This window comes from Enterococcus sp. DIV2402, assembly GCF_017426705.2.
GTDB lineage: Bacteria > Bacillota > Bacilli > Lactobacillales > Enterococcaceae > Enterococcus_F > Enterococcus_F lowellii.
Genome location: NZ_CP147251.1, coordinates 2,244,848 through 2,262,287 on the forward strand (window position 1 = coordinate 2,244,848; position 17,440 = coordinate 2,262,287).

Consider the following 17,440-nt stretch of genomic DNA (forward strand, 5'->3'; position numbering starts at 1 on the left):
AGTTTGAAAGATGTATTTTTATACATCTTTGCAACTTTTTTATGATAACATAGAACCTAATAAAGGAAAAGTCCTTTATAAGACCTTCTCTTCATTTTCTAACCTTCAAATAAAGAACACAAATTAATGAGTTTTTACCTTTAATATCATTAGAAAAGGATGTAAAATAGTGGATGGTATAACAAATAATATTGATAGGAGGATATTACCATTGACGGATGACAAGAGACCGCTCTTAGAACCGATTCCTTTTAATTTTTTTGAAGAACAATTCCATTCTTACAAGCAATTATCAGGGATACTCGCGCAGCAACCTTATGTATCAGATTATGCAGCATTTATCTCAATGAATCATCTTTCTCCTATCTCCACTCTCTTTATTGATGCGAATCAGCGTATTCTGTATATCAATGACGCAGGTTTGCATCAAGCAAATGTGAGTAGAGAAGAAGTCCTTGGTCAAAAATTGGAAAAAGTTTTGCCAGTACATCTCAATGACACTGATTTCCAACAAATTTGGAATGATGGAACCGCTACAAACGGTTGGAATGGAACAATTGATTACCAGCACACTTCCGGTGAAAGCCGAACACAATGGCTAAAATTTGTCCATTTTACGGCACCCAACGGAAAATTAGCGTATTATGGAATTTACTTTATAGATAACGTTTCTATCAGAAATACGGATGAAGTGACGAATCACTTACCATACCTTGATTCGGTCACTCATTTACCAAATTTTAATCAATTTTCCTATGATATCCATCAAATTGAGCAAACCGCCCTTCCTCCAGAGTGTGCGGTAGCCTTATTCCGTTGTAGCAATCTTGCTGAAATTGCAGTTCTTTATTCGAAAGAAGTTCGGAAAGTGGTTGTTTTTGAAATGGTCAACAGAATTCAAGCAATGTTGCCAGAAAATTATAAACTTTATCGTTTGTCTCGTGAAATTTTCGGTGTTTTTACCAATCCTTTGGCTGACATGAACTCATTCCAACAATTATTAGAAACAATTCGCAACAAGCTTTTGGAACCAGTGATTACTACCGAACAAACTGTTTTTATGAATATCGAGATTGGTGTCAGTTCCTTTCCTGAAGAAACCACGAGTCTTTGTACACTTCTTGAAGATGCTGAAATTGGTTTAAGTCAGCATGAGAACAGTAAAATTGTCTATTATTCTAAAAAAATGACACAAGATTTCGTAATGAGTTTAAAAACAGTGGCTCGACTCACACCAGCAATTGCCAAGGATGAATTAGAAATGTATTATCAACCCCTGTTCAATCATGACAATGAAATTACTGGAGCAGAAGCTCTTCTTCGTTGGCATGATAGTGAGTTAGGCTATATACCACCAAACACACTGATTAAACACGCCGAAAAACATGGTCATATATCTGAATTAACCTATTGGATTTTCGAACGAGTATTCAAAGATAAACTATATGAAACACTTCCGAATATTTCTATCAATATTGATGTAACACAGATTGAACAGCCGAACTTTTTCCAAATGATTCAAACGTTAGTAAACAAACACAACGTTGATGCGCAGTCCATCATATTTGAAATAACTGAACATCAAGCAGTAGAAAATTCGGAAATTGGATTAAAAGTGATGAATCAATTAAAAGCGTTGGGTTTTAGAATTGCATTAGACGATTTTGGTGTCGGTCACTCTGCCCTAGCATTACTTGGAACGCTTCCTGTAGACATTGTGAAAGTAGATGCCTCATTCATTACAAACCAAACGATTGAAACTACTAAAGGCATTATCGCCAAACATATTGTGGCTTTATCTAAAAACCTGCAATTAAAAACGTGTTGTGAAGGCATTGAAACCGAAAATGAAGCAAAACTAGCTAAAACAATTAACTCTGATTACATGCAAGGATATTTATTTAGTTACCCTCTAACCGTCACTAAGTTTAAGCAATTTATCAAAGACTACATTATTAGTGATGAATAAAAATACAATAGTATAATGGAAAGAAGTGAATCAAAACGATGCAACAATTAATTGTTCGTGGAGCACCTCAAGAATATGAATGTCGAGTCGGTGCATGGCAAAATTTAGAAGAGCATTTATTAAAACGAAACATAAATAGCGTGTTAATTCTTCATGGAAAAGACTCTTGGGAAGCAGCTAAAGCTTATTTCCCTCAACTAACAGCAGTTACTGCTCATTTTGAATATTATGGTGGCGATTGCACTGATGAAAAAACAACTTTTTTCAGTCAACTGATTCAGCAAAAAAACATTGAAGGAATTGTTGCAGTAGGTGGTGGTAAAGTAGCCGATTTAGGAAAAGCAGTTGCCAACAAAACGCAAGTCCCTATCTGCATTTTACCAACTTTGGCAGCGACATGTGCTGCTTATACCCCCTTAAGTGTCGTTTATTTTGAAGATGGGGCGATGGATCGATATGACGTATTCAACCGTGCCAATGCATTAGTTTTAGTTGAGCCGGAAGTGATTTTACATTCCCCAATTGAATTAATGGTCGCAGGAATTGGCGACACACTAGCAAAATGGTACGAAGCTGAACCAATTATTGCACAACTTGCTGTTAAACCAATCGAAATTCAAGTAGCTGAATTTGCTGCTAAAAAATGTCGCGATGTTTTATTAACAGACAGTGCCGATGCGTTACTAGCGATGAAAAACCAAACCTTGACACCAGCATTTTTAAATGTTTTAGAAACAAATATTTTGCTTGCTGGAATGGTTGGCGGCTATGGTGATGATTTTGGTAGAACTTCTGGTGCGCATTCGCTTCATGATGCATTAACTATTTTACCAGATAGTCATAAGCACCTACATGGCAATAAAGTTGCATATTGCATTTTAGTTCAACTAGTTATTGAGAATAAATTCGCTGAAATTGAGCAATTATTACCTTTTTATCAACAATTAAATTTACCAATTTCATTAAAAGCGATGAATCTTCACTTAACAGATGAAGATTATCAACGTATTGCTGAACGTGCATCCTTACCAGGAGAAACGATTCACTTACTAAAAGAGACGATTACACCTGAAGTAATTGTTTCAGCAATGAAAAAACTAGAAGCCATCACAAATTAAAATTTTAAAAAACATCAGAACGATATTGAGCACTCTCATTTCTATCGTTCCGATGTTTTTTATTTAAAGGAGCAAGAAATCAAATGGTCATTGACCATCCCAACTGATTGCATAAAAGCATACACACTTGTTGGTCCTAAAAATTTAAATCCTGCTTGTTTTAATTCCTTACTTATTGTCTTAGCTAACTCTGTAGATGCTGGAACTTCGTGAGTATTTTGCCATTGATTAATGATAGGTTCTTCGACAAATTGCCATATAAAAATATCAAAGCTGCCATATTTTTCTTGAATTTTTAAATAAGCTTGTGCGTTATTGATGAGTGCTTCAATCTTTTTTCGGTGACGAATCACGCCTGGATTAGCCAATAATGCTAAAATTTTATCTTCTTGATAATCGGCAATTTTATGATAGTCAAAAGAATCAAACGCCTCTCGCATGCTTTCCCTTTTTTTCAAAATAGTGGACCAGCTCAAGCCTGCTTGCATGCTCTCTAATACTAACATTTCAAATAATTTTGCTTCATCGTGTAATGGTTTCCCCCATTCATAATCATGATAAAGCTGTTCTAATTCATTCGTTGCCCAATCGCATCGCTTCATTAATTTTTACCTTCTTTTCATTTTTCAATTTCCTGAATAGCTGGTACAACTGTTCGCAAAAAGTTGTCTTCACTAATTGTGTTAAATTTGAAAATCATGCCTTGACTACCACCCGTAGAGATAACTGTTACATGAGTTGCATCCATATCAGAGACAACAGTTAAATGCAAACTTACTCGATTATCACCTAACCATCCATAACGTTCATACGCATGAATTGCCACCTTAGTATCTCCAACTTGAAATTCAGTGCTTTCTTCTAAGGAACAAGTACTACTGCCGTTCACAATTGTCGTACTAAGGAACGTCAACACTTCTTCAAATGTGCCATTTACATCTGCTTCATAGATTGCCATGTTCATCCACCTCATGTTCTTAATTTATGCACTAGCTAAAGCTTTCTAATCATTTTATTTATAGTTAATCGATTCCTACTTTTTGGCTTCGACGCTCCATTAATACGGTATCTCGCCAAACACCAAAACGATCTTTACCGATTTTTTCACGATAACCTACTTGACGAAAACCACACTTTTCATGTAGTAGAATACTTCCGCTATTATTCGCAAAAATATCAGCTTCCAACATCCAAAAACCTTTTTCTTCAGATAAAATTATCAAGTTTTCCAATAAACGTGTTGCTACCCCTTTTCCTTGATAGTCTTGATCGATATAGATACTAACTTCTGCTACACCATAATATTCTGGAATTTTTTCATACGCTTGTTTTAAAGAAGTCCATCCAATCACTCGTTCACCATCTAATGCCACTAATCGGCCAATTGGCAGACGTTCGTCATCAAATTCTTCATAACTCAACGTTTCAATATCAAAAGTAGCTAAATTCGTTTCCATTCCTTGTCGATAAATAGCATAGACTTGAGACCAATCCGTCGCGGTCATTTCTCTTAATTCAATCTTCATCAAAAAACTCCTTTCATTTCTATTTTCTTATAGATAGTAAACGATTGCAACTATTCTATGAGGCATTCCGACATTTTAGAACGTACGTTTGCTTACGTAAGAAAATATGCTATAATTTAACTAAAAGAAAATAGGTGATGATGATGATGAAAACAAATCTAGAACGAGTCTATAAAATGACTTTTGCCAGTGTGTATCCAATGTATATTACAAAAGTTGAAAAAAAAGGCCGTTCAAAAGCTGAACTAGATACCATAATTGAATGGCTCACAGGATTTGATTCAACTACTTTACAACAACTGATTGACGAGCAAGTCACTTTTGAAGAGTTTTTTAAACGTGCGACATTAAATGAAAATGTTTCTTTAATTACTGGAGTGATTTGTGGCGTACGAATTGAAGAGATTGAAGACCCGTTAATGAAACAAATTCGTTATTTAGATAAAGTTGTAGATGAATTAGCAAAAGGTAAAAAAATGGAAAAAATTATGCGCTAGAGGTGAGACCATCACCTCTTTTTATTTTTCCATTCCTTGGCCAAAAGACCATAGATTAACGTATCTGTCCATTCACCTTTGTTCCAAAAGTCTTCTTTAAAGTCGCCTTCTTTTCGCATACCCAAACGTAAGCAAACATTTTCTGATGCTTGATTACGTTTATCTAATATTGCTTGAATGCGATGAATGTTGTGTTGTTGGAATAACTGAGTAATTACAGTTTGCAGTGCTTCAGTTGCGAAGCCTTGTCCACCATATTCAGGGTGAAACGTATAGCCAATTTCAACCGTTTCTCGCATTTCTGTGTAAAATACTGTAAGATCACCAATAATCGTTCCTTGATAGTTAACGGCCAAATGCAAACTATTTTCTGTAGACAATGTCTGGTCCTTTATTTTTTTCATGAAGGATGCTTTGGCATTTTCTTTCGTCCATGGTTCATGCAACAAATAACGACATACATCAATCCGTTGATAAATCTCAAAGGTTTCATCAAAATCCTCCATAATAAATGGTCGGATTGTTAAACGTTCTGTTTGTAAGTTCATTTTTTCCCTCCTTTTTATTAGTATAACAAAGAACTATCCTTTCTACTCAGCTCAATGGTATAATAAACAAAAAAGAGGTGATGAATATGAATTTCGCACAAAAAAGTCGTGCACGATTAAGAAATATGTCGTTAGCAATCACTCGTTTTTGGTTTTCAATCATTGTTTTTATTTTAACTACGGGAACTGTGATGTTTGCTATTGAGACAGAAACTGATTTGAGCAAAGAAATTTTAACCTTAGTTATGGCTGGGTTATTAGGCATTGCGGTTCGCTTAATTTGCGAACGACTTTCCAATCGACCCTTCCAAATTCCGTTGTTGCTTTATGCAAATGTTCTTTTATTCTCCGTTGGTTACTATCTCTACCTATACTACACTGACTTCTATTTATATTTAACAGGCGTTCGTAGTGGGATTTTAGTATTTATTATTTGTATGAGCATCATTTGGATTCCTTCCATTAAGCGTGATGAATTTGCTTTTTCTCGTAGTTTTATGGTCTTTGTAAAGGCTCAATTTGTAGCCATACTCTTTTCACTCGTTTTAATGCTTGGGCTGTACGCAATTGTTGGCGCATATAGCTTTCTGATTCAAACAGTTGATTACACTATTTACGCCCACATTGGTGCACTGACATGGTTTGGTTTCTTCACATTGTATTTCTTATCGTTAATTCCCCATTTTCCAACTAATATTGAATCAGCTGATGATAATTATTTACAAGCAGCTATGGTTCCAAGATTCTTAGAAATTCTGCTTTCTTATATTGTCATCCCAATTATTATCGCATATACCTTGATTCTATTGCTTTATATTATACAAAATATCACCGGAGATTTTTGGAATAACAGTCTCTTAGAACCGCTTTTAGTTAGTTATGTTGTAGCTGGTTGGTTTACTTTATTCTTAATTGATACTCTCGAAAACAAAACGGTACGATTATTTAAGAAATTATTCCCGCCTCTGCTATTTATCGTAACAGCTTTACAAGGAGCCTCTTCATTTATTAAGTTCCAGCAACTAGGTATTACGGATGGTCGCTATTTTATTTTATTGTTCGTTATTTTTTCAACACTTTCAAGTTTGATTTATTTATTTTGGCATAGAAAAATGTCATGGATTCCTGGTCTATTGATTTTTTTATCCATCATTTCAATTTTACCGTACATCGATGCTGTTTCGATTGGAACGTATAGTCAAACTCAACAACTCGAAACAACACTCAATCGAAATGATATGTTAGCAAATAATACGATTCAACCCAATAGCAAGTTATCAACAGCTGATAAAAAACGAATTGTTGAAAGTTATAACTATTTACAAAAAGTTGACGAGTTAGATAAATTACCTTATTTTGATACAAATTATTTAAGTAGTCGTGAATTCGCAGAAGTTTTTGGATTTGATCGTTATTCTTTAGATACCCCTACACCTAACCAAGGTTATCCGCAAGCAAAAAATGTTTATATCGATATGGATCAAGAACAAGGTCTGCAATTGGATGTATCAAACGCTAATTTATTTTTACCATTCTCTGTTTACGATGGTAAAATTGCACAAGCAGGTGATACCAATGAGTTGACGATCACCTATCAAGATCAAGAGTATCAATTAGTTTGGGAAGAAGATGCCGAGAAGAAATTAACCTTGGTACTTAAAGATCAAGAACAAACATTAGCTTCTTATGATTTGCGCTTCTTACGTGAAATCGAAAAATTGAATGTTTCCAATGAAAATGTCACCTTGCCACCAGAAGAATTAACGTTCAGTGAACAATTTGATAATTTGACATTAACCTTATATGTAACCCGTTTATTTGTAGAAGAAGAACGAAATATTGACGGTGATTTTTATCTACTACTTTCGTTTACTCAATAAAGATAACTTCGCAAGAACTCTTTCTTGCGAAGTTTTTCTATTTCAAAAGGAGAGGAACTATGTTTAACATTGCTCGTATTTTTGAACGTCATCAGTTGTTCATCACTGACTATTATGAAATTTCCTCAGGCTTCTCAAACACAAAAAAATATCTATTAACTAGTGGGGATAAAAAATATTTATTAAAAATTTATCCTCTAGCTAAATTTGAACGTTTGCAACAGCAACAAGTTTTCTTGAAACAACATCAAAAAAATCATGTACATTGTCAGACACCTATTTTTTACGATACGTTTGAACGTGAACAACTCTGTTACTTCATTTTCAACTATCTTTCGGGAATTACGTTAGCAGAACTTCTTCCGACAGTCACTCGAACGAAACAATATGAATTAGGTATTCAAGCAGGTCGAGAACTAAAGAAAATTCATTTACTCCCCTCGCCTGAATTTGATTGGTATCAAACACGTTACCAAAAATATCAACTGAAGAAAAAGCAATGCGCGGCATTAAATTTACATTTTTATCATCAAAAAGAAATCGAAACCTTTATCGAAGAAAATTTTTATTTGTTAAAAAATAGCACGATATGTTTTCAACACGATGATTTCCACCCACAAAATTTGCTTTATCATCAACAAAAAGTTTTTGTTCTAGATTTTGATTCATTCGATTGGGGTGATCCATGGGAAGAATTTTTTAAGCTTCCCAAATATACAACGCCGGTTAGCGTTGCCTTTGCTAAAGGACAACTCATAGGCTATTTCGATGGACACATTCCACAAAACTTTTGGAAAAAATATCACTTATTTGTAGCATTAAATTGTCACGCCAGTCAGCTTGGTGGGTATCACTTTGGAAATTGTGTCGCCGTCCAAGAGCGAACCAAATACATTATCCAAACACATTCTTTTTCTGATGATCCTCCTGCATGGTTTCAACGAAATAACACCAATTAGTTTCTACTAATTGGTGTTGTTTTATTTTATCCATTTTTTTGTTACAAAATATGCCCAAACAATTTGACCGATTAATGAAAAAATAAAAGATACCCCCACAATGATTAATACAATTTCTTTTATTTCTTCCGTTAACGTAAGTTCAATTCCTTCTAGTTTTTGTATTTCTAGAAAGAAAACACTTAAAACCAAACTGACCAATACAATACAAACAATAATAAAAAGCGCTCCCATTCCACTCCTCCCTTCATTTCTTTTATTCTAACAAGTTTTCTAACAAGAAGAAATAAAAAAAATGAAAAATACCGATTCAATTAAAATCTTATTTTTTTGTTTTTTCTTCTTTACAAACCGAACAAACATTCGTATAATATAAATACAAACATTCGTTCGCATTTATTGAAGAGGTGAGAAAAAAATGAAAGCAATCCGTCGTTTTGGTTTAATGTTAACAATTCTCTTAATTGGTATTGTTATTGGTAATTTTGGTATGTTAACAGCAATTTTAATTGTATGTCCTCTCTTTACTTTTTGGTTAATTCTTTGGGATGATAAAAAATTCCGTCAAGCTGAACGCAAACACTATCAAGAGCAAGAAGAATACTATTCTTCTGAATATTATCACTATGAATAAAAATAGCGTAAGAGATGCTCTTACGCTATTTTTATTAGTATTCCATTAATGTTAAAATGTCATAACCTTCAATTTTATCGCGCCCATGTAAATCCATCAACTCAATTAAGAACGCACAACCAACTACTACGCCTCCTAATTTTTCGATTAATTCAATCGTTGCTTTAATTGTTCCACCAGTTGCTAAAAGATCATCGCAAATCAAGACACGTTGTCCAGGTTTGATTGCATCTGCATGTAGCGTTAAAGTATCGCTACCATATTCTAAATCGTAGGACACTTCAATCGTTTCGCGAGGCAATTTCCCAGGTTTACGTACTGGAGCAAAACCGACACCTAATTCATAAGCTACCGGACAACCGACGATAAATCCACGGGCTTCTGGTCCTACGACCATGTCAATTTGTTGCTCTTTTGCATAGTCAACAATTTCTTTAGTCGCTGCTCGATAGGCATCTCCATCAGCCATTAAGGGTGAGATATCTCGGAAAATAATTCCTTTTGATGGATAGTCTGGAATGCTGGCAATGTAATCTTTTAAATTCATATTTTTTCCTCCTAGATTGATAGCCAATCTTTTAATGTTGTTAAATCACTCAATAATAAAAATTCTTCTATTTTAATTTGTTTGGCTCGTTCTTGATAGATACGACTTTCCGTCAATGCGTGATTGACAGGATGATCAACTTTACGCATAACGCCATCCGTTATTGCAACAAAACCCAATTCAGAAAACACTTGAATCATAAAAACAAGTAATTTTTGAGGGATTTTTAAATAATCGGCTACAATTGACAATTTGTAACGAACATCCACTTTATCTTGCGCTGCAATAAACTTGAATAGCCGAGCATACTGATCACGTGAGCCTAAGCCATCTAGATATGCTTCATCTTCTGCTTGACACAAAATATACACACGAGAGACTTGTAGGTCATTCACCGTTTCTTTCATCAGAGGTAATTCAGTTGGACAATCTAAAAAAACGACTTGTTCCACTTCAGATTGAACAGGTGTGTCATCAGTAATGACGGTTACACTTTGATGAAGTTTCTTTTCCCATTTTTTAGCTGTCTTTTCAGAAAAGCTAATAAACAAAGTAGGTTCAGTAAACTGTAATGCTTGTTGATATTTTTTGGCACGATAATCAAATACTTGTAAGGCATTAATTTGATAGTCTTCTAACATTAATTGAGGAATTCGTTTACCATTCCACTCATTAATCGATAGTTGCCCCACTACGTTTAAATCATCGCTTCGAAATTCTAATGCTTGTGCTCCGAAGCCAAAACCAACACCATCTAACTGATTAATTGTATCTGTTAAAGTAAATTTTAAATGCTGGTTATTAGCACCAATTGTTCGACTATTGCTAACTGCAACTTTTTCAAATAAGAAATTCGGCAGTGGATTATCCATTCCAAAAGGCGCTAATAATTTCAATGATTCAATAAACTCAACAGAAACTTCTTCAACTGCCAATTTAGAATCAATTGTCAAACTCACGCCACCTGTTAATTGATGTTCCTCCATATAGCGATTCATTTGTTCTTGTAAAATTGCAATATTATCAATTTCTAAGCTCAATCCAACCGCTGCATGATGCCCACCAAAACTAGTCATCCATTGACGCATCCCATTAAGCATTTCATATAGATTTACTGATTCCACGCTACGTCCAGAACCTTTAGCAATACCGTCTTCTTTTTTTGTTAAGACAATTGTTGGTTTTCCAGTTGCTCGTAAAATTTTCCCAGCAACAATTCCCAATACACCCTCATGCCAATTTTCCCCAGCAATTAGGTGAAGCTTATCTTCTGGTCGTATCATAGCCATTGCTTCTTCTGTAATGACTTCTACTAAATCTTTCCGACGTGTATTAATTCGATCTAGACGCCCTGCTAATTCTTCCGCTTCCTCATCATCAAACGTGGTCATTAAAGTTACGGCAGAATTAGGGTCTTCTAAGCGACCAATGGCATTCAATCTGGGACCAATTGAAAAACCAATGCTCGTCTCATCTAATTTATCGGCTGAAACACCACTGATCTCTAATAGTTTCTCTAACCCAATCCGTTCAGTCTGTCTCATAGATTGCAAACCAAATGAAACCAATGTACGATTTTCATCAGTCAAAGAAACCATATCAGCAATTGTCCCAATCGACACTAAATCTAAAAATTCAATGGGAACTTCTTCTAATAATGCACAGGCAACTTTAAATGAGACACCGACACCCGCTAAATCACCAAATGGGTAAGTGCCTTCTGGATGTCGTGGATGAATAACGGCATAAGCTTCGGGCAACTCATCCGGTAACTCATGATGATCCGTCACGATAACATCTACTCCTTGGCTGTTTGCATAAGCAATTGCTTCGTGTCCAGAAACGCCATTATCCACTGTAACAATCAATTGGATACCCTCTGCTATTTTTTGTTCATAAACTGCTTGATTTGGTCCATAACCATCCTTGAATCGATTTGGTAAATAAAACTCAACGTCAGCACCTAAATTTTCTAACGTCTCTTTCATAATTGTCGTACTAGTAATTCCATCTGCATCATAATCGCCATAGACTAGAATACGTTCTTCATTGACAATCGCTTGCTGAATTCGTTCAACTGCCTTTTCCATCTCATAAAAAAGAAATGGATCATGCAATTGTTCTAAGGAAGGTGTTAAAAATGTTTCTAAGGATTCAGCAGTTTGCAAACCACGATTCCAAAAAAGTTGTCCCAACGAACGAGGGATTTTCTTTTCTTCTAATACTTGGATAAATGTTTCGGGCAATGCTTTTTCTGAAGGTAATTGCCATTGAAAACTTGCTTGTTTCACCTAATCACTCCTAACCAAGTTATAATATCACACGCTAATAACAAAAAGAAGTACTATGCTGTAAATAAAGGGCTTTGTTTAACTTTTTTAATTTAAAAAGTACCAAGAAAAAACAAAAAATACCACTGATATAGTATTCAATTGGTACTCAAAATTAGGCAAGCATACATAAGTTTTTTAGAGTAAAAAAACGTATCTTAATGGTTAAATAAACTTTTAAACAACATAAAAATCAACTGATTTGATTGGCTATTTTATAATATTGTCAGATCGTAATGGTAAGTTACATTACCGTGAAGTGCTGTCTCTCCTACTACAAATTTTCTGTTTTCTCTCTTACATAATTTTTATTTATATAGGTGATGATCATTTTTTTATATCCAATGATACCAACAACTATTGTTATAGTGGGAAAAATAAGATCATATATAGTTGTTTCATTAAATCTTAGTACTGGTGAAATGACTAAATAAAATTATATTTCTTTAAAATAAGAATCCAATTTTATAACCTTAATAAATTTCAGTATTCCTTATTAAGTTATTAATTTAGAAGCAGAAAAAGGTTTGGATAAATAAAACCCTTGTTGTAAACAAATTACATTATCTAGTAAATATTTATGAATGTTAATATTCTCTACACCTTCAACAACAAAATCTATTCCTAATTTATTCGCAATTTCACTCCAGAAATTAATCAAACAGGATATATCCTTTTGAGGTAATTTTTCCAATGAAATATATGAAAGTTTAATCATATCTATTTTATCTAATAGTGGTCGAATATTCTTAAATGAATAGATTCCTGTACTAACATCATCCAATGCAACCGAAAACTGCATTTTTTTTATTTCTATAATTTTATCTGTCAAAAATATATCCAGTTTACACGCAATAGAAGGCTTCGTATCGTCTTCTGTAATCTCAATCAGGATACGATTACTATAATGTTGTAAATTCTTAAACATTAAGAATGTTTCCGTATAAAACAATTGCTGAGGATGAATATTGATACTAATACTTATTTCGCTGTTTAATTCAAGTAATGACAAAATTTTATTTTGTACCATTGTAGTAACTGAGTATGCTGTTTTTTACATTTAATAATTTGATGGAAAATTTCTATGGGGAAAGTATTTTTTTCTGTACTTCTTAATAATAATTCATAACAAACAACTTTTCGATTTTCTTTCTCAATTTTAAATATTGGTTGCATATCAAAGTATAATATAGAAAATATCGACGATAAATTTTTGTCTTTTAAATTAGTCATTCCATCTTCTCCTCTATGTTTTCTTATAATTTTTGCAACAAATCTATTTTAACATTAAAATAATTACATACTTGTCATAAATAACAAGAAAAAAATACTAGAAAGAGTGATACTATGTTTTTACATCTTTTTTATGTAGCAATTTATTCGATATTAGTTATAAGTTTACTAATATCATACGATATCTTTATAAAAAATTTTAAAAAATTAAACTTATATTTTACCTTTAAAGTTCTTATTGGAAGTGTACTTTTTATTTCTCAAGTGTATTTTATTATATCCTTCTCGCTCAATAGCATAGGTTATATCGCATATGAATATTCAATCCCAATATTTATTTATTATTTTGGTTCATTAAAAGAAAAATTCTTTTTAATTGTACTAGTTCCAATTATTTTAATTACTTTCTTTTACTTAATAGATATTAATAATCTAACGGCTACTCTGTATGTTATCGGTTTAAATAGTTTAATTTTAACCATTGTATATCTTTTAAAAAATTATTTTCACAAAAAAAATAATCATAATTTATTTTATATATTTTCTGTTCTGATAACCCTTTTATCCCCAATCATCAACTCTCTTATATTTTTCAAACGAGAAGTAAGTATTGGAGATTCTATATCCTTAAGTGTAGGTGCAGTAGCTATTATTGTTCTTTGGAAATATTATATTCATAATCAAACAAAATTTTTAGAAAATATTAATACAAAAATCATTGAACGAAACTACGATGAATTAACTCAATTGAAAAATCTTAGAAGTCTCAATGAAGATATCTTAAAACTGGCTTCTAATGAAAATCAAGATTTAGTATTCGCTATGATTGATATAGATTATTTCAAAAAAATAAATGATCAATATGGTCATCAGATAGGTAATAAATCATTGATTTTCTTTTCAAATAAACTCATTTCTTTCCTTTACCAGCATATGAATTCTTATTTAGTTGAAGTTTATCGTTACGGAGGAGAAGAATTTTTAGTTATCTTTAAGGAAAATAATGTAGATTCTGTAAAAGAAGTTTTAGAAGACTTTCAGTTAATTTTAGGTGAAGAAAATCTGTATTTAGAAAATGCAAAGAAACTCATATTTTCTTTTTCAGCAGGAATATCAGAAGTTAAACTAAGCTCAGATATTTCAGAAGTAATTAATCAAGCTGATAAAGCTCTTTACAAAGCAAAACAAGAAGGTCGAGGACGGGTTTTCGTTTATTGAAATTTAAACTGTCGTGTAAAATTTTTTTAATGCTAAGTATCCTATGCTGATACTTTAAATATGCAATTAGTAAAAATAACTGTATATATCTGCAATGGTTAAATAACAAGATTAATTGATATGGGGATATGATATAAATAATAATAGTTTTACATTATAAAAGATTACATGAAACTTGTTAGCCAAGAAAACCTAATTCAAAAGTTTAACCAACTAAAACTATACTTTTGTAATAATAATAACCTCCTATTTGCAAGAGGTAAAAAAAGAAAGTTCTAGATAAACAACGGGGGACTGCACTAAATTTATATCTAGGCTCTTTTTTGCACAGTATGATATTATTACATCGTATTTTTTTATGATTTAGCAACTTATATATTTTTATTTAGTTTCGAAAATAAAACAATACCAAAATAGTATATCCGTAATTTATTAGGTTAATTTGTAAATATAAGTAATAAGATTTATTACGTTTAGGACAAAATTGGTTTTTATTCTATTAATTAATATATAATTATTTTGTTAAAAAATAGTGTAATCAAAGTATCTATAGCCCACATTTGTTTTGAAACATATGATTGCTTAGCTTGATATTATTTTCTAACTATTTTTTATTTAAGGAATTTTTTATGAAGAAGACAGTTATTATATTATTGTCCATCGCAGAGACTGGCACTTCTTTGCAACCAAGTACCAATAATGTTATTACAAGTGGAAAAATGTCGCTTCTAAGATGATTAACAGCAAGATATATAAATCAATATATGTTTAAAACTGAAACAGGAAACGTTGATCTTATGGTTATAACTCATTTTTCAAGATCTACAGGACAAGGACCTGTCACTGTAAATAAAGTAGAAGTTAAGTATACAAATACTTCGAATGGAACACCTTATTTTTCATCTCTTTTCTTAGACAAAAGAGATGGTAGTAAAATGGTAGTCACTTAAAAAAAAAATTAAACTACTGATGTATCAACATCGCCCACAACCAAGTTATTCTATAATACAACAACGCTAGTAAAAAAAAGTTATCATATTCAAAAAAGTTGCGTATCTACAACTCTTAAAATAATTAACAATACTTACATTTTATAGTTCAGGTCTTAGTTATTCGAATGATATGACTTCATAATAACTGTATGTTACACTGATAAAAATGTTTATTTTATGTATGAAGGGAGATTTTTAATGAGCATTGACATTAAAATGTTGGCAATGATTTTTGCAATCAATTTTGCCTATGTCACATTAAGTACAATTCGCTTACTACTAACAATGAAAGGCTATCGCTTCATTGCCCCTGTCGTAAGTATGTTTGAAATTATTATTTATGTGGTGGGTTTATCTCTAGTATTAGATAGTTTAGACAATCCGATTAATTTAATTGTCTATGCGTTAGGTTTTGCAATTGGGATTGGCGTAGGGATTAAGATTGAAGATAAAATGGCATTGGGCTACACGATGGTCACTGCTATTTTACCAAGCACTTCAAAGGAAGAAGATACCTTACCAAGTATTTTACGAAGCGAAGGATACGGTGTGACAGTTAGTTACGGGGAAGGTTTGGAAGGTCCCCGAATGGTCTTAGAAATTCTTTCTCCGCGTAATAAAGAGAAACAACTTTATCAAAAAATTAAAGAAGTTGAAAGTCGCGCCTTCATTATCAGCTATGAACCAAAACAAATTTCTGGTGGTTTTTGGACAAAAAAAGTGCATCGCCGCATGAAAAAATCACCTCAAAAAAACAATCCCCTTTAATAAAAAGAGGGTTGTTTTTTTTTATTGGTTTTGTGATTCTTGCGTTTCTTCTGGTAAGGTCGGTTCGACTTCATTTGGATAAACCGTTTGTGTTGCTTCAAATTCAGCTAATTTATTATTATACTCACGTTCAAGTTCTTCTTTTTTTTGTGCAGTTTTTGCTTCGATATTTTTATTCAAATCGTCAATTTCGTGTTTTAATTGCTTAATCTCACGGCGCTGTTGCCACATAGTTCCAGTTGTAACTAAAGAGATAATAATTGCGCCTAAAAAAGCTGAACCGATAATCACAATAATTAAGGGTGCCGATAAAGTAGAGAAACCAAAATTTATCGGTACTGGCATATTATTTAATACTGCAAAAATGACAATAACTAAAGTTAAGATTAAACCAATAATAATGCGCCACTGATTTTTCATATGTTTCCCTCCTTATTTCTTATTAAACAAGCCACCTGCTAAATAGTCTCCCACATGAGGAAACAGTTGATAAAAGCGTGCTGCAACTTCCATTGCTACAGGACGATTGATTTCGCGTTTTGGTCGTAGCATTTGTTTAACAATGGTTTTGGCTAATTTTTGGGCATCTAAAATCATGGAACTAACATTTTCTAAATAATCGCCTGATGGATCGGCTTTATCAAAAAATTCGGTTGCAATCGGTCCTGGATTCACTGTCGTTACAAAAATATTAAAAGGTTTTAATTCCAAACGCAGGGCATTTGAAAACCCTAATACTGCAAACTTTGTTGCGGAATAAACTGCTGATTTAGGCGTTGCCATCTTTCCTGCCATAGAAGCGATGTTGATAATATGTCCGGATTGTTGGTCTAACATTTCAATGGCGATTTTTTGTGTCAATAACATCATGCCTAAAATATTTACTTCAAACATATTTCGTGTAACTTCCATATCAAAAGAAACAAACTCTTCAAATTGGCCAAAACCAGCATTATTAACTAGAACATCAACGGTACCGACCTCTTCTTTTAGTTTTTCCATCAAACTTTCGATGTTATCCGGATTGGCAACATCTACTTGAAAAGCATAGGCTTCTTTTTGACTAATTTCCATACAGCGTTCTTTCACTTGCCCAATTAAATTAATGCGACGAGCACAAACAACAACAATAGCTCCTTGTTTAGCTGCCTCGTAACAAATTTGCTCTCCTAAGCCTGTAGATGCCCCTGTTACTAAAACGACTTTATTCTCTAAACTCAT

General features: G+C 32.9%; 19 protein-coding genes. 8 read left to right on the top strand and 11 right to left on the bottom strand.

Going from position 1 to position 17,440, the window contains the following annotated elements; translation table 11 throughout:
* Positions 1-211: 211 nt before the first annotated feature.
* Positions 212-1,969 carry an EAL domain-containing protein gene (locus DOK78_RS10925; protein WP_207940330.1) on the top strand — a complete coding sequence of 586 codons (1,758 nt, stop codon included), beginning with the start codon at positions 212-214 and terminating at the stop codon, positions 1,967-1,969.
* Between the two features lie 38 nt (positions 1,970-2,007).
* Positions 2,008-3,087 carry an iron-containing alcohol dehydrogenase family protein gene (locus DOK78_RS10930; RefSeq protein WP_207940329.1) on the top strand — a complete coding sequence of 360 codons (1,080 nt, stop codon included), beginning with the start codon at positions 2,008-2,010 and terminating at the stop codon, positions 3,085-3,087.
* A 59-nt stretch (positions 3,088-3,146) separates the two neighbouring features.
* On the opposite strand, the gene DOK78_RS10935 is transcribed toward DOK78_RS10930, so the two are convergent.
* The 3 genes from DOK78_RS10935 to DOK78_RS10945 all read right to left on the bottom strand — a co-directional run bounded on the left by DOK78_RS10935 (position 3,147) and on the right by DOK78_RS10945 (position 4,613).
* Positions 3,147-3,689, bottom strand: a complete 543-nt coding sequence (locus DOK78_RS10935) for a DNA-3-methyladenine glycosylase I (protein WP_207940328.1) — start codon at positions 3,687-3,689, stop codon at positions 3,147-3,149.
* Between the two features lie 17 nt (positions 3,690-3,706).
* Positions 3,707-4,045, bottom strand: coding sequence for a DUF6054 family protein (locus DOK78_RS10940; protein ID WP_207940327.1), 339 nt, complete (start codon positions 4,043-4,045; stop codon positions 3,707-3,709).
* Between the two features lie 64 nt (positions 4,046-4,109).
* A complete protein-coding gene (locus tag DOK78_RS10945) occupies positions 4,110-4,613 on the bottom strand; it encodes a GNAT family N-acetyltransferase (RefSeq protein ID WP_207940326.1) in 504 nt (167 codons plus the stop codon).
* Positions 4,614-4,759: 146 nt separating this feature from the next.
* Here DOK78_RS10945 and DOK78_RS10950 point away from each other — a divergent pair, with 146 nt between their 5' ends.
* A complete protein-coding gene (locus DOK78_RS10950; RefSeq protein ID WP_207940325.1) occupies positions 4,760-5,110 on the top strand; it encodes a DUF2200 domain-containing protein in 351 nt (116 codons plus the stop codon).
* A gap of 11 nt (positions 5,111-5,121) precedes the next feature.
* Here the strand turns inward: DOK78_RS10950 and DOK78_RS10955 are convergent, their stop codons facing one another.
* Entirely contained in the window at positions 5,122-5,658 is a 537-nt protein-coding gene (locus DOK78_RS10955; RefSeq protein WP_207940324.1) for a GNAT family N-acetyltransferase, read from the bottom strand.
* Between the two features lie 86 nt (positions 5,659-5,744).
* On the opposite strand from DOK78_RS10955, the gene DOK78_RS10960 reads away from it, so the two are divergent.
* Together DOK78_RS10960 and DOK78_RS10965 are read left to right on the top strand one after the other, a co-directional pair.
* Positions 5,745-7,538, top strand: coding sequence for a DUF4153 domain-containing protein (locus DOK78_RS10960; protein ID WP_207940323.1), 1,794 nt, complete (start codon positions 5,745-5,747; stop codon positions 7,536-7,538).
* Between the two features lie 59 nt (positions 7,539-7,597).
* A complete protein-coding gene (locus tag DOK78_RS10965) occupies positions 7,598-8,497 on the top strand; it encodes an aminoglycoside phosphotransferase family protein (RefSeq protein WP_207940322.1) in 900 nt (299 codons plus the stop codon).
* Between the two features lie 21 nt (positions 8,498-8,518).
* Here DOK78_RS10965 and DOK78_RS10970 read toward each other — a convergent pair whose 3' ends face one another.
* Positions 8,519-8,731, bottom strand: a complete 213-nt coding sequence (locus DOK78_RS10970) for a hypothetical protein (protein ID WP_207940321.1) — start codon at positions 8,729-8,731, stop codon at positions 8,519-8,521.
* A gap of 184 nt (positions 8,732-8,915) precedes the next feature.
* On the opposite strand from DOK78_RS10970, the gene DOK78_RS10975 reads away from it, so the two are divergent.
* Positions 8,916-9,131, top strand: a complete 216-nt coding sequence (locus tag DOK78_RS10975; protein ID WP_207940320.1) for a hypothetical protein — start codon at positions 8,916-8,918, stop codon at positions 9,129-9,131.
* A 34-nt stretch (positions 9,132-9,165) separates the two neighbouring features.
* Here the strand turns inward: DOK78_RS10975 and DOK78_RS10980 are convergent, their stop codons facing one another.
* The 4 genes from DOK78_RS10980 to DOK78_RS10995 form a co-directional block, all read right to left on the bottom strand.
* Positions 9,166-9,678, bottom strand: a complete 513-nt coding sequence (locus DOK78_RS10980; RefSeq protein WP_207940319.1) for an adenine phosphoribosyltransferase — start codon at positions 9,676-9,678, stop codon at positions 9,166-9,168.
* Positions 9,679-9,689: 11 nt separating this feature from the next.
* Positions 9,690-11,969, bottom strand: coding sequence for a single-stranded-DNA-specific exonuclease RecJ (gene recJ / locus DOK78_RS10985; RefSeq protein WP_207940318.1), 2,280 nt, complete (start codon positions 11,967-11,969; stop codon positions 9,690-9,692).
* 535 nt (positions 11,970-12,504) lie between these two features.
* A complete protein-coding gene (locus tag DOK78_RS10990) occupies positions 12,505-13,038 on the bottom strand; it encodes an EAL domain-containing protein (protein ID WP_339076165.1) in 534 nt (177 codons plus the stop codon).
* Positions 13,002-13,241, bottom strand: coding sequence for a hypothetical protein (locus tag DOK78_RS10995; protein WP_339076166.1), 240 nt, complete (start codon positions 13,239-13,241; stop codon positions 13,002-13,004). Before DOK78_RS10995 ends, DOK78_RS10990 begins: the two co-directional genes overlap by 37 nt.
* Positions 13,242-13,355: 114 nt before the next feature.
* Here DOK78_RS10995 and DOK78_RS11000 point away from each other — a divergent pair, with 114 nt between their 5' ends.
* Together DOK78_RS11000 and DOK78_RS11005 are read left to right on the top strand one after the other, a co-directional pair.
* Complete coding sequence (locus DOK78_RS11000) at positions 13,356-14,459, top strand: GGDEF domain-containing protein (RefSeq protein WP_207940316.1); 1,104 nt, start codon at positions 13,356-13,358, stop codon at positions 14,457-14,459.
* 1,190 nt (positions 14,460-15,649) lie between these two features.
* Positions 15,650-16,219, top strand: coding sequence for a DUF2179 domain-containing protein (locus DOK78_RS11005; protein WP_207940315.1), 570 nt, complete (start codon positions 15,650-15,652; stop codon positions 16,217-16,219).
* Between the two features lie 21 nt (positions 16,220-16,240).
* Here DOK78_RS11005 and DOK78_RS11010 read toward each other — a convergent pair whose 3' ends face one another.
* Together DOK78_RS11010 and DOK78_RS11015 are read right to left on the bottom strand one after the other, a co-directional pair.
* Positions 16,241-16,639, bottom strand: coding sequence for a LapA family protein (locus DOK78_RS11010; protein WP_207940314.1), 399 nt, complete (start codon positions 16,637-16,639; stop codon positions 16,241-16,243).
* A gap of 12 nt (positions 16,640-16,651) precedes the next feature.
* Entirely contained in the window at positions 16,652-17,440 is a 789-nt protein-coding gene (locus DOK78_RS11015; RefSeq protein ID WP_207940313.1) for an SDR family NAD(P)-dependent oxidoreductase, read from the bottom strand.

Coding starts and splice junctions, on each gene's coding strand:
- DOK78_RS10945 (WP_207940326.1), bottom strand. CDS start 4,613: ATGAAGATTGAATTAAGAGAAATGACCGCGACGGATTGGTCTCAAGTC.
- DOK78_RS10935 (WP_207940328.1), bottom strand. CDS start 3,689: ATGAAGCGATGCGATTGGGCAACGAATGAATTAGAACAGCTTTATCAT.
- DOK78_RS10970 (WP_207940321.1), bottom strand. CDS start 8,731: ATGGGAGCGCTTTTTATTATTGTTTGTATTGTATTGGTCAGTTTGGTT.
- DOK78_RS10965 (WP_207940322.1), top strand. CDS start 7,598: ATGTTTAACATTGCTCGTATTTTTGAACGTCATCAGTTGTTCATCACT.
- DOK78_RS11015 (WP_207940313.1), bottom strand. CDS start 17,440: ATGAGTTTAGAGAATAAAGTCGTTTTAGTAACAGGGGCATCTACAGGC.
- DOK78_RS10930 (WP_207940329.1), top strand. CDS start 2,008: ATGCAACAATTAATTGTTCGTGGAGCACCTCAAGAATATGAATGTCGA.
- DOK78_RS10975 (WP_207940320.1), top strand. CDS start 8,916: ATGAAAGCAATCCGTCGTTTTGGTTTAATGTTAACAATTCTCTTAATT.
- DOK78_RS11000 (WP_207940316.1), top strand. CDS start 13,356: ATGTTTTTACATCTTTTTTATGTAGCAATTTATTCGATATTAGTTATA.
- DOK78_RS10990 (WP_339076165.1), bottom strand. CDS start 13,038: ATGGTACAAAATAAAATTTTGTCATTACTTGAATTAAACAGCGAAATA.
- DOK78_RS10950 (WP_207940325.1), top strand. CDS start 4,760: ATGAAAACAAATCTAGAACGAGTCTATAAAATGACTTTTGCCAGTGTG.
- DOK78_RS11010 (WP_207940314.1), bottom strand. CDS start 16,639: ATGAAAAATCAGTGGCGCATTATTATTGGTTTAATCTTAACTTTAGTT.
- DOK78_RS10960 (WP_207940323.1), top strand. CDS start 5,745: ATGAATTTCGCACAAAAAAGTCGTGCACGATTAAGAAATATGTCGTTA.
- DOK78_RS11005 (WP_207940315.1), top strand. CDS start 15,650: ATGAGCATTGACATTAAAATGTTGGCAATGATTTTTGCAATCAATTTT.
- DOK78_RS10955 (WP_207940324.1), bottom strand. CDS start 5,658: ATGAACTTACAAACAGAACGTTTAACAATCCGACCATTTATTATGGAG.
- DOK78_RS10995 (WP_339076166.1), bottom strand. CDS start 13,241: ATGACTAATTTAAAAGACAAAAATTTATCGTCGATATTTTCTATATTA.
- DOK78_RS10980 (WP_207940319.1), bottom strand. CDS start 9,678: ATGAATTTAAAAGATTACATTGCCAGCATTCCAGACTATCCATCAAAA.
- DOK78_RS10940 (WP_207940327.1), bottom strand. CDS start 4,045: ATGGCAATCTATGAAGCAGATGTAAATGGCACATTTGAAGAAGTGTTG.